Source organism: Isoptericola dokdonensis DS-3 (assembly GCF_001636295.1).
GTDB classification, from domain to species: Bacteria; Actinomycetota; Actinomycetes; order Actinomycetales; family Cellulomonadaceae; genus Isoptericola; species Isoptericola dokdonensis.
In genome coordinates this window covers 3,069,757-3,081,837 of record NZ_CP014209.1, presented here as the reverse complement: position 1 = coordinate 3,081,837, position 12,081 = coordinate 3,069,757, and the positions used below count along the sequence as shown (strand labels likewise).

The following is a 12,081-nucleotide window of genomic DNA, read 5'->3' as shown; positions in this document are numbered from 1 at the left end:
CGAGCTCCCCGGGACGACGACGGGCCCGGACGGAGGGATCCGTCCGGGCCCGTCGGGGGGTTCCGTCGGCCGCTGTGGGCCGGCGGGGCTCAGGTGCTCTGGAACGTGAGGCAGTCGGCGTGGCCCTCGTCCTGCGGGCCGGCACCGACGCGGATCGCGGACGCCCCGCACTCCAGGTGCTCGTTGTGGACGCAGTCGACGCGCTGGCAGGCGCCGACGTGGGCGACGACCTTGTCGAGCCCACCCTTGGTGCCGAGCGGGATGAAGGTCGCGCAGGCGGCGTCACCGGGGACGCCACCGATGGTGACGGCGCCCGCGTGACAGTCGTGGTCGTGGTTGTAACCGCACCCGTCCATCGAGCACTCGGTGACCTCGGGCATCTCCATCAGGGTCGTCATGTCAGCTCCTCGTCGGCCGTCGCGCCTCGCTCTGATCTCTCGATCATAGGAGCGAATTCGCATTCTGGCCACCAAAGAATTCGACCCGAGTAAAAATAAGGAGAGCCTTGCCGAATGGTGGAAGGAATAGGAAACAGCCGTGTTTCCTAAAGCTCAGCCTCGCGGATGCGGACGCCACAGCACGAGCGCACCGCTCTCCTGGTGCGTCTGCACGTCCACCCGCAGGTCCGTGCGGCGCACACGGCGACCCAGCGGCATCGCGACGACGTCGCCGCCGGAGCCCGCCGTGAACACCCGACCGCTCGCGTGCTCACGCTCCGCGAGCATCCGGGCGAGGTCGTGCAACCGTTGCTCGAGCACGGTCACGTGCTGCTCCAGCTCGAGGATCCGCTTGATGCCCGCCAGGTTGACGCCGTCCTCCTGCGCGAGGCGCTGCACCTCCAGCAGGCGTGCGACGTCGCGGCGCGAGTAGCGGCGGCCGCGCCCGCGGGTGCGCCGCGGCACCACGAGCCCCAGCCGGTCGTACTGCCGCAGCGTCTGCGGGTGCATGCCCGCGAGCTGCGCGGCCTGCGAGACCGTCAGCACGGGTGCGTCGTCGGTGACCATCACGACCTCCTCCCGGCCCGAAGGCTACCGTCGGCGGCACCCACCACCAGGGCGGACGCCGCCGACGCCGGCTACTGCGCGGCGCGGGCAGCCAGTCCGGCGCGCACGTCCTCGCCGTCCGACACGGCGGCGAACTCCTCCAGCGCCTTCTTCGCGACGCGGCTCAGCTTCTGCGGGACCACGACCTGCACCGTGACCAGCAGGTCGCCGGTGTGCTTCGCCGTGGCCAGGCCGCGGCCCTTGAGCCGCAGCACCCGGCCCGACGGCGTCCCACCGGGCACCTTGAGGCGCACCGTCTCGCCCGCGAGGGTGGGCACCTCGACGGTGGTGCCGAGCGCCGCCTCGGCGAACGTCACCGGGAGCGTCATGCGGAGGTTGTCGCCGTCCATCGAGAACACGGGGTGCGGCTCCACCTGGATGCGGATCATCAGGTCGCCCGCCGGGCCCCCGTTCACACCGGGGCGGCCCTTGCCTCGCAGGCGGATCCGCTGCCCGTCGTGCACCCCCGCGGGGATGCGGGCCGTCATGTCCCGGCCGTCGACCGTCAGATCGACCGTCGTGCCCTGCACGGCGGCCCGGAACGACAGCGAGGCCTTGTGCTCGATGTCGGCACCGCGCTGCTGCTGCGGCCCGCCGAACCCGGCCGGGCGCCGTCCGGCACCGCCGCCGAACATCTGCCCGAGGATGTCCTCGAAGCCGCCCGTCTGCTGGTACTGCACGCGCGGTCCCCCGGGTCCGCCGGCACGCCCCGGAGGTGCCCCGCCGCCGAACATGGAGCCGAAGACGTCCTCGAACCCCGCCGGGCCGCCGCCCGGACCACCGGCGAAGCGGGCACCGCCACCCGCCATCGAGCGGATCGCGTCGTACTGCTGCTTCTGCTCGGCGTCCGACAGCACCGAGTACGCCTCGCCGATCTCCTTGAAGCGCGCCTCGGCCTTCGGGTCGCCCTGGTTCTGGTCAGGGTGGAACTGGCGCGCCAGCTTGCGGTACGCCTTCTTGATCTCCGCCTGGTCGGCGTCCTTGGAGACGCCCAGCGCAGCGTAGAAGTCCTTCTCCATCCAGTCCTGACCGGTCACGACGCCTCTTTTCGTCTCCTACTGCGCCCGGCGCGGGCGGCGCCGGGCTCGTGGTCGGTGGTGCGGGGCCCTGTTCGCGAGAGCCGAGCGAGGAACGAGCGAATCATTCGAGCGCACAGGGCCCCGCAGCACCGACATCCTCACTCGGGTCCGACGACCCCGACCCGGGCCGCCCGGACGATCTTGTCGCCGATCCGGTAGCCCGGCTCGACGACGAGGTTCACCGTGGTGGCCTCGGCGTCCGCGTCGGTCGAGTGCATGAGCGCCTCGTGCACCGTCGGGTCGAACTCCTCGCCGACCGTGCCGAACCGCTCCACGCCGAACTTGGCGAGGGACGCGTCCAGCTTCTCCGCGATCGCCGCCATCGGGCCCGACAGCTCGGCGTGGGCCTTGGCCCGCTCGATGTCGTCGAGCACCGGCAGCAGGGCGGCGAGCACGTCCTGGGTGCCCCGCGTCCGCGCGGCCTCCTGGTCGCGCAGCGCCCGGTTGCGGTAGTTCGTGAAGCTCGCCCGCTCCCGCTGGAGGGCGTCGAGGTGCTCCGCGGCCTCGGCCTTGGCGGCCAGCAGCTCGGAGTCCTCGACGGCCTCGACCGACGGCTCGAAGTCGAGCGCGTCCAGCGGGTCGGCGGGCTCGCCCGACGGGCCGTCCGACCCGGTGCCACCCTCGCGGGGGGCACCGGTGGTCGGGTCGACCTTGCGCTTGTCCGTGAAGTGGAAGGGGGAGTCCCCCGAGCCGCCCTCGGGCTGCTCGGGGGTGCCCTGCGACTCGCCGGCCGTCACTTGCGGTCCTTGTCGTCCTCGTCGTCCACGATCTCGGCGTCGACCACGTCCTCGTCCGCGTTCTCCGCGGACGGGGCGTCACCGGTCGCGCCGGCGTCGCCGGCCGCGGCCTGCTGCTCGGCGGAGTAGAGCGCCTCGCCGATCTTCTGCGAGGACTGCCCCAGCTTCTCGTAGGCCGACTTCACGGCGTCCGCGTCGTCGCCCTCGAGGGCCGACTTCACGGCGGCGACGTCCGCCTCGACCTCGGTCACGACGTCGGCGGGGAGCTTGTCACGGTTGTCCGCGACCTGCTTCTCCATCGCGTACGCGAACGACTCGGCCTGGTTGCGGGTCTCGGCCTCCTCGCGGCGCTTCTTGTCCTCCTCCGCGTGCTCCTCGGCCTCCTTCACCATGCGGTCGATGTCCTCCTTGGGGAGGGCGGAACCGCCGGTGATCTTCATCGACTGCTCGGTGCCGGTGCCACGGTCCTTGGCGGACACGTGCACGATGCCGTTCGCGTCGATGTCGAAGGTGACCTCGATCTGCGGGACGCCGCGGGGGGCCGGGGCGATGCCGGTGAGCTCGAACGTGCCCAGCGGCTTGTTGTCCCGGGTGAACTCGCGCTCGCCCTGGAACACCTGGATCGCCACCGACGGCTGGTTGTCCTCCGCCGTCGAGAAGATCTCGCTGCGCTTGGTCGGGATGGCCGTGTTGCGCTCGATGAGCTTGGTCATCACGCCGCCCTTGGTCTCGATGCCGAGGGACAGCGGGGTGACGTCGATGAGCAGCACGTCCTTGCGCTCACCGCCGATGACGCCGGCCTGCAGGGCGGCGCCGACGGCGACGACCTCGTCCGGGTTGACGCCCTTGTTGGGCTCCTTGCCACCGGTGAGCTCGCGCACGACCTCGGAGACGGCCGGCATGCGGGTCGAACCACCGACGAGCACGACGTGGTCGATCTCGGAGACCGACACGCCCGCGTCACGGATGACGGCGTGGAACGGCGCCTTGGTGCGGTCGAGCAGGTCCTGCGTGAGCTGCTGGAACTGCGCGCGGGTCAGCTTCTCGTCCAGGTGGACGGGGCCGTTCTCGCTCATCGAGAGGTACTGCATCGAGATGTTGGTGCTCGTCGCGGACGAGAGCTCCTTCTTCGCCTGCTCGGCGGCCTCACGCAGACGCTGCAGCGCGATCTTGTCCTTCGACAGGTCGACGCCCGCGGAGTTCTTCACCTGCTTGATGAGGTGCTCGACGATCCGGTTGTCCCAGTCGTCGCCGCCGAGGCGGTTGTCGCCGGAGGTGGCACGCACCTGGATCGTGGAGAAGTCGTCCTCGTCCTTGCCGACCTCGAGCAGGGAGACGTCGAACGTGCCGCCACCCAGGTCGAAGACGAGGATGAGCTCGTCCTCCTTGCCCTTGTCGAGGCCGTAGGCGAGCGCGGCCGCGGTCGGCTCGTTGACGATGCGGGTCACGTTGAGGCCGGCGATCTGGCCGGCGTCCTTCGTGGCCTGGCGCTCGGCGTCGTTGAAGTACGCCGGGACGGTGATGACCGCGTCGGTGACGGGCTCGCCCAGGTACTCCTCGGCGTCACGCTTCAGCTTGCCGAGGATGCGGGCGCTGATCTCCTGCGCGGAGTACTTCTTGTCGTCGATCTGGGTCGACCAGTCGGTGCCCATGTGGCGCTTGACCGACGAGATGGTGCGGTCGACGTTGGTGACGGCCTGACGCTTGGCCACCTCACCGACGAGGACCTCACCGGTCTTGGAGAACGCGACCACCGACGGGGTGGTGCGGGCGCCCTCGGCGTTCGCGATGACGGTGGGCTCGCCACCCTCCAGGACGGTGACCACCGAGTTGGTGGTGCCGAGGTCGATGCCGACTGCTCGAGCCATGTTGGCGCTCCTTCGTGATCGGGGTTGAGTCGTCTGCACTCAACCTAGGACGCCGATCCGGAGGTGTCCAGCCGGACGGGCCCAAAGTTGAGTCTGCATGGCTCAACCTCGGACCCGACGCGGCTATTCCCCCAGGCGGAGGCACCGGTTCGCCCTGAGCGATCGCCGGCTCACACGATCTCGACACCGTCGGCCTGCGGCCCCCGGTCGCTCTGGCGCACCTTGAAGCGGACGCGGTCGCCCTCCTCCAGGACCTCGGAACCCCGCACGACCGAGACGTGCACGAACAGGTCGTCACCCCCGGCGTCGGGGGTGATGAAGCCGAAGCCGCGGTCCTCGTCGTAGCGCGAGACGGTGCCCTCGCCGCCGCGCACCGGCCCGCCGGACGCCCCGGGACGGCCCGACCGGCCGCGGTCCGCGCCCCCGCGTGCGCCGCGGTGTCCGCCGACGACCTGCACGTTGCGGGCGTTCGGCCCCTTGTCGCCGGCGACGACGTCGAACGACACGCGGGCGCCCTCGGCGAGCTCGGTCGTGCCCCGGCCGAGCGCCTTGACGTGCACGAAGACGTCCTCGCTGCCCGCGTCGGGGGCGATGAACCCGAAGCCCTTGGCGTCGTCGTACCAGGTCACGGTGCCGTCGGCGCCGTCCGACGCCGGACGGGCGGCCTCCGCCGCGAGCGGCAGCAGGTTGTCCGCCTGCGGCCCCTTCTCGCCGTCGACGACGAGGAACGCCACCCGCTGGCCCTCCACGATCACGCCGCCGGTGACGATGGCGGAGCTGTGCACGAAGATCTCGCGACCGTCCTCGGTCGTGGCGAAGCCGTAGCCCTTGGCCGGCTCGTACCAGGCGACGGTGCCGAGCACGCCCACGGGTGCGCCGGCGGCCAGGTCACCCGTGACCCGGACGCGACGCGCCTGCGGGCCGCGGTCGCCCTCGCCCACCTCGAACTCGACGGACTGCCCCTCGCGGAGCTGCTTGGGACCGTCGTCGCCGACGATCTCGGACGCGTGGACGAACAGGTCGTCGGCCCCGTTCCCGAGGTCGATGAAACCGAACCCTCGGTCGGTGTCGAACCATCGGACTGTTCCCTGCGGCACGGTGAACTCCTTGTCTCGGCAGAGGTTGCTGTCTCCCAGTGTCCCCCGCCGGGGCCGCGCTCGGGCGCGTTCCGGCCGGTTCCGGGCCTGTTCTCGACGTGGCGTGCCGCACGTCGGCGCGGGCCCGGCCGTGGCGCCGTCAGCCGGGCGGCTCGACCGACGGGCGGTCCAGGCCGGAGAGGGCGGCGCTCGCCTCGCGCTGGGCCTGCCGGTCGGCGAGCCGCTCGGCGGACTCCGCGGCCCGCCCGTACAGGCGCGCCGCGTCGTCCGGGTCACCGGTCGCGGCCCGGACCCGGCCGAGGGCGATCAGCGCGTACGGCAGGATCCAGCCCGCCTCGCCCTCGGCCCCGGTCACGGCCTCCTCGGCGAGCGTGCGGGCGACGTCGACCTCGCCGAGGAGCAGGTGCAGCTCGGCGAGGTTGGCGCGCTCGAACGCCGCGGACACCGGGTCGCCCGATCCGGCCACCAGGTCGAGGGCCCGGCGCCCGATCCGCACGGCCTCGGTGAGCCGCCCGGCGCGGCGGGCGTTCTCCCGGCAGGTGGACAGCACGCTGCCGAGCAGCGTGGGGTCGCCGAACTCCTCGGCCCGCGGCAGCGCCTGCGCGGCCGCCGCCTGGGCCTCGTCGACCCGCCCGGACAGGCCGAGGTTGGTCGCCCGCTGCGCGTGGGCGCGGGCGACGAGCCCGACACCGGGTGCGCCCGGTACGCCCCGGGCGGCCGCGAGCGCCCGGTCCGCCGCCGCGAGCGCGGCGCCGTACCGACCCTGCTTGTTCTCCAGGGCCGAACGGGACAGGTGGTGCGCGGTGGCGGGCTCGGGCGCGGTCCCGGCCGCGGGCGCGTACCGGTCCAGCACCTGGCGGCCGTGGTCGAGGTCGCCCGTGCGGACGACCATCTCGGCGAGGCGGGCCGCGGCGAGGACCGCGCCGTCGTCGTCGCCCCGCCGGGAGAGCTCGGCGAGCGCGGGTCGCAGCACGTCGGCGGCCTGGTCGAACTGCCCCATGCGGCGCAGCACCTGCGCGTGGTCCAGCCGGGCCCGCGCGGCGTCGGCGTCGAGGCGGGCGACGAGGTCGCGGTAGTAGCGGTCGGCGGTGTCGTTGGCGTACAGCGCGGCGGCGCGTTCCGCGGCCCGGCGCAGGTACTCGGCGGCGCGGGGGTCGTCGGCGCGGGCGAGGTGCCCGGCGAGGGTGTCCACGTCGTCGGGCCGGCGGCGCAGCACGGTGCGGGCGTACGCCGCGTGGAGCAGCCGCCGCCGGACGCCGCTGAGGCGCTCGTAGCAGGTGAGGCGCACGAGCGGGTGCCGGAACGCGAGCCCGGTCTCGGTGCGCCCGCCGACGACGACGGCCCGTTCCTCGACGACCGCGGCGGCGAGCGCGCGCTCCACCGCGTCGGCGGCGGCCGCTCCGGTGAGCGGCGGGTGCAGCCCGGACGCGGCGACGTCGAGCACCTCGGTGAGCGCGGCGTCGGCGCCGGCGACCGCGAGGGCCTCGACGACGCGGCGGGCGTCGCCGTCGAGCCGTCCCAGCCGTTCCGCGACGACGCGCCGGACCCCGGCGGGGGTCGCGCCGGCGTCGCCGGGTTCCGTCTCGGTGCCGCTGCCCGGCGTGCCGGGCACGTCGTCCCGGCCGCCGGCCCTGGCGAGCTCGGCGGCGAACAGCGGGTTGCCGAGCGAGAGCTCCCACACCCGCGCGAGGTGGTCGGGGTCGCCGCCGGCAGGCCCGGTCACGTCGGCGGCGACGGCCAGGCAGGCGTCCCGGTCGAGGCGCGCGACCTCCTCCTCGACGGCGAGCCCGGCGCGGGCGAGGGACAGCATCCCCGTCCGGCGGGCGTCACCCTCGGGCAGCTCCTCCTCGCGCAGGGTGACGAGGAACCGCAGCCGGCCGGCGTTGCGGGAGGCGTGCCGTGCGAGGTGGCCGAGCAGCTGGAACGAGCCCGCGTCGGCGGCGTGCAGGTCGTCCAGCACGACGAGCACGGGGCGGACGGACGCGAGGTCGTCCAGCAGGGCCGCGGTGGCGCGGAAGAGCCGGTCGCGCTCCTCCTCCGGGCTGCGCCGGACGGCGTCGGTCCGGCCGAGCGACGGCAGGAGCGCGGCGAGCTCGGGGTGCTCCGCCCCGACCCGGGCGCGCGCGGTGGCGTCCTGCTCGGCCAGCCAGCCGTCGAGGGCTTCCGCGAACGCCCCGTAGGGCGTGTGCCCCTCGGCCTCGTGCCCCCCTCCCCACAGGACCGTCGCGCCGTCGGCGGCCGCACGCCGCGCCACCTCGGTGACGAGCCGGGTCTTGCCGACGCCGGGCTCGCCCGACAGCACCCGGACGGGCGGTCCGGCGGGTTCGCCGAGCCGGTCCACGGCGGTGTCCCGGCCGCGCAGCGGGGAGGGATCGGGTGCCCGCAGCGGTGCCGGCAGGGGCGTCGTGGCGGACGGTGCCCCGACCGGCGCGGCCGCCAGCGCGAGCCCGTGGAGCCGCTCCGTCTCGGGGCCCGGCCGGACGCCGAGCTCAGCGTCGAGCGCCTCCCGGCACGCGTGGTACTGGTACACGGCGCGGCGGCGCAGGCCCTGGCGGAGGTACGCCTCGATGAGCACCTGGTGGGCGGGCTCCTCCGCCGGGTGGTCGGCGAGCACCTGCTCGGCGCGGGCGACCGCGGACGCGAGGTCCCCGGCGCGCAGGTGGGCGGCCGCGAGCGCGAGCCGCACCTGGTCGCGCAACGCTCCGAGCCGGTCGCGGCGGGCCTGTGCCCAGGTGGCGTACCGGTCCTCGGGCAGCAGCTCACCGACGAACTCCTCGAGCGCCGCGGCGAGGTCGGCGGCGGACCCGCCGGCGAGCGCGGCCAGCGCGACCTCCTCGGCGTGGTCGGCGTCGATCCACACGCGCTGCGGGTCGAGGCGGAGCAGGGCGCCGTCCGCCACCAGGTACGACGACGCCGCCCGCGGGGCGAGCTCGGGCTCGATGGCATGCCGGGCCGCGTGCAGCGCGACGCGCAGGCTTCCCACGGCCGCCGAGGGGTCGGCGTCGGGCCAGCACACGTCGATGGCCTGCTCGCGGTGCAGGCGGTGGTCGGGCACCACGGCGAGCAGCTTGACCAGGGCTCGTGCGCCGGGCCGCGGCCACCGCTCCGGCAGCTCGGGGCCGCCGTCACGGGTGACGCGGAACCCGCCCAGGAGGTGCAGGCGCAGGAGCGGCGCCGGGGAGGGACCTCCGGGCGCCGCGCCGGTGGCGGGCCGTGCGGTCATGACGTCGAACAGTAGCCCAGAGCACAGGACCCCCGGCCTCGGGGGTGGGCCAGGGGTCCTGTGGTCAGGTGGGGCGGTCCGGCTCGCGGACCGCCGTCAGGAGAGCTTGAACGTCACCATCTTGTGGGTGGAGTCGTCCAGCGACAGCACGCGGCTGCCCAGGGACTGGGCCATGCGGTCGTACCCGTGGCTGTCGAAGTTGAGCGAGACCAGCTCGTCGCCGCCGTCCCCGTCGAGGTCCCCGGCGAGGTAGCTGCGCCCGCCGGACGCGCTGCCCGTGCCGACGCCGTTCTGGAACGACCACCCGGTGGTGAGGACCGACGGGTCCCACGCCCCGACGCCGCCCTCGGTCCCGCCGGCGAGCAGCTTGCGGCCGCCCGGCCCGGTGATGAACTCCACGCCGCGCAGCGGGGAGACCACCGAGCTGGACGTGTCGGCGCCGTCGGCGCCGAAGCCCCGCAGGGTGCCGAAGCTCAGCGCGTACAGCGGGTCGCCCGGGCCGTCGATGAAGAAGTTGTCGTGCGACCACGGGCTGCCGGTGGCCTCCTGGCGGAGCAGCTCGCCGGTGCGACCGTCGCGGATCTCGACGACGACCCTCGGGCTGGGGAGGGCGGACGTGTCGGCCGCGTTCGGCGCCATGCTCGCGATCCAGGTGTAGGCGACGGCGTGACCGTCGGCGTACGGGATGTTCGGCGACGCGAACACGGCGTTGCGCAGCAGCGCGCCGTGCAGCTTGCCGTCGGCCGCGCTCGCGGGGGCGACCGGGTCGGCCGTCCAGAGCTCCGCGCCCGTCCTCCCGTCCAGCGCGACGCCGTTCTCCACGGCGTCGGCCACGGCGAGCGCACCGACCTCGGAGTACTGGACGTACACGCGGCCGTCACCGGTGACCGCGTCGGAGAAGACGACGTCGCCGGCCTCGGCGGGGGCCTCGTAGACCCACAGCAGCTTGCCGCGGGCGTTGTGGACGCGCAGCGCGTCGGTCGGGACGACCACCTCGTCCTTGCCGTCGCCGTCCACGTCGGCCACGGTGACGGAGCGGACGTACTGCCCACCGCCGTCGATCGTGGTGAGGACGTTGCCGGTGGCGCCGTCGAGGACGACCGTCGCGGTGTCGGCGGCCACGACCACCTCGGGTCGTCCGTCACCGTTCACGTCGCCGGTCTCGACGTCGTGCACCTCGCCGGGAACCGTCGCCCGCCACAGCTCCTTCGGCGCGCCCTTGACGAGCGAGGTGCCCTTCCAGGCCCACACGCCGCGCGAGCTGCCACCGGCGACGACGTCGTCCTTCCCGTCACCGTCGAGGTCCACGGCCTGGCCGGAGCTCAGGTCGCCCTGCAGCGGGACGAGGCTCTTCTCCTTGCCCTGGGCCACCGTGTAGGTGCGGACGTTCTGGCCCTGGTCGACCACGCGGACGTGGTCGGTGCCGCCGGAGCGGTACACCTGCTGGAACACCGGGGAGGCCTCGGTGCCCTCGTGCTGCCAGCGGACCTTGCCGGCGTCCGTGTAGCCGGTGACGGTGCCGTAGCGCAGGCCGCCCGGGTTGTCGGCGGTGGACATGCCCGTGTCGTCCTGGGACGTGGCGACCAGCATGCCGCCCGCGGCGTCGAGGCTCCACGTGCTCGGGGCGTCCCCGTGGTTGTCCGCGCCGCGCTTCGTCGTCGAGGTCCACCGGACGGTGGCGCCGTCCTTGCCGTCCAGGACCCGGACCGTCGACGAGTTGAGGTAGAGGTTCGCGTCGAGCGTCGACTCGCTGACGACGTACTCGGTGCCCTTGCCCTGGGCGGCGTTCCCCACGGTCATGGCCGTGGCGAGCGCGTTCTCGCGGGTGCTGAGCACGGTGCGCTCGCCCGTCGCCACGTCGTAGGCGACGATCGCGTACCGCACGGCGTCGGAGGTGTCGGCCTGCTCGAGGGCGACGACCCGGCCGCGGGCGCCGTCCAGGTGGAGCTGGCGGCCGTACAGGCCGGCGTCGGTGCGCCAGACGACGGAGCCGTCGGCGGTGTCGAGCACGAGCGTGCGGCCCGCCGCCGGGGTCGTGTCCGTCCGGCGCTGGTTCCAGGAGACGGCGACGCGGCCGTCACCGAGGTCCTCGACGTCGCCCCAGGTCGCCGCGGAGGTCAGACCCGTGTCGTACGTCCACGTGGACACCGGGGTGAGCACGCCGTCGGCGGACGTGAAGCGGATGCCGGTGAGGGTCGCGGTCGCCGCGGCGGGCGCGTACTGGTTCTGCCGCGGGGCGTCGCCGACGAGCAGGGTGTCGCCGACGACCTGCGCCAGCGCGGCGAAGGGGTACACCTTCGACCAGGCCATCGTCCCGGTCGCACCGTCGAGGACGGTGACGATCGTGCCGGCCCGCATCGTTGAGCCCGGCAGCGTGACGCCGGTCGGCGGGTTCATGCCGAAGGCCGCCGAGAACACGACGTCCGGGGTGCCGTCGCCGGTGAGGTCGCCGGTGTCGTAGCCCGCGTCGGAGGTCGGCGTGAACGGGCTCACGGCGTTGTAGCCCATGAGGACCTGCGGCGGGTAGATCTCCCTCTCCCACACGCGGACCGGCTTGACGCCCCAGTCGGCGATGAGCGACGTGGCCGTGCGCTGCCAGACCGCGCTGCCGTCGGGCCTGCTCAGCTGGACCTGGCCGAGGCTGTGCAGCGTGAAGTACTTCTGGCCCGCCGCGGGCAGCGTGACGCCGAGGCCGCGCGCCCCCTCCAGGGACGACGTCGCCGTGAACGTCACGGGCGTGGTCGGGTCGACGTCAGCGGTCGCGCCCGCGCCCGCGTCCGCTGCGGCGGCGGACGGTGCGTCCGCCGCGTCGAGGGAGACACCGGTCTCGGCCTCGATCGTCTCGAGGGCGTCCTGGCCGCCGTAGACCACGGCGCCCAGTCGGTCGGCGAGCGCCTCGGCCTCGGTGGTGCTGAGGGTGAGCGTCTCGTCGTCGGCGGCCGTGGCCACCTGCGGTGCCGCGGCGAGCACGAGGCTCGCGGCGACGAGGGTGGAGGCGAGCTGCGCGGCCCGCCCGGTTCGAGGGTTTCTCATG

Annotated in this window: 8 protein-coding genes; all 8 read right to left on the bottom strand. The window is 74.1% G+C overall.

Features of this window, described 5'->3' with window-relative positions:
* Positions 1-89 precede the first annotated feature (89 nt).
* A complete protein-coding gene (locus tag I598_RS14100) occupies positions 90-398 on the bottom strand; it encodes a DUF1540 domain-containing protein (protein WP_068203498.1) in 309 nt (102 codons plus the stop codon).
* 153 nt (positions 399-551) lie between these two features.
* A complete protein-coding gene (locus I598_RS14095) occupies positions 552-1,004 on the bottom strand; it encodes a heat shock protein transcriptional repressor HspR (RefSeq protein ID WP_068203497.1) in 453 nt (150 codons plus the stop codon).
* A 71-nt stretch (positions 1,005-1,075) separates the two neighbouring features.
* On the bottom strand, positions 1,076-2,080 hold the full coding sequence (locus tag I598_RS14090) for a DnaJ C-terminal domain-containing protein (RefSeq protein ID WP_068203496.1): 1,005 nt from the start codon (positions 2,078-2,080) through the stop codon (positions 1,076-1,078).
* 140 nt (positions 2,081-2,220) lie between these two features.
* Positions 2,221-2,859, bottom strand: a complete 639-nt coding sequence (gene grpE, locus I598_RS14085) for a nucleotide exchange factor GrpE (protein ID WP_068203495.1) — start codon at positions 2,857-2,859, stop codon at positions 2,221-2,223.
* Positions 2,856-4,727: a molecular chaperone DnaK gene (dnaK, locus tag I598_RS14080; RefSeq protein ID WP_068203494.1), complete on the bottom strand. Its 1,872-nt coding sequence runs from the start codon at positions 4,725-4,727 to the stop codon at positions 2,856-2,858. The genes grpE and dnaK overlap by 4 nt, the downstream gene beginning before the upstream one ends.
* A 170-nt stretch (positions 4,728-4,897) precedes the next feature.
* Positions 4,898-5,824 (bottom strand): cold-shock protein, encoded by a 927-nt coding sequence (locus I598_RS18335; protein WP_068203493.1) that lies wholly within the window; start codon positions 5,822-5,824, stop codon positions 4,898-4,900.
* A gap of 139 nt (positions 5,825-5,963) precedes the next feature.
* On the bottom strand, positions 5,964-9,047 hold the full coding sequence (locus I598_RS14070) for an ATP-binding protein (protein ID WP_068203492.1): 3,084 nt from the start codon (positions 9,045-9,047) through the stop codon (positions 5,964-5,966).
* A gap of 96 nt (positions 9,048-9,143) precedes the next feature.
* Positions 9,144-12,080 (bottom strand): FG-GAP-like repeat-containing protein, encoded by a 2,937-nt coding sequence (locus tag I598_RS14065; protein WP_068203491.1) that lies wholly within the window; start codon positions 12,078-12,080, stop codon positions 9,144-9,146.
* Between the last annotated feature and the right edge of the window lies 1 nt (position 12,081).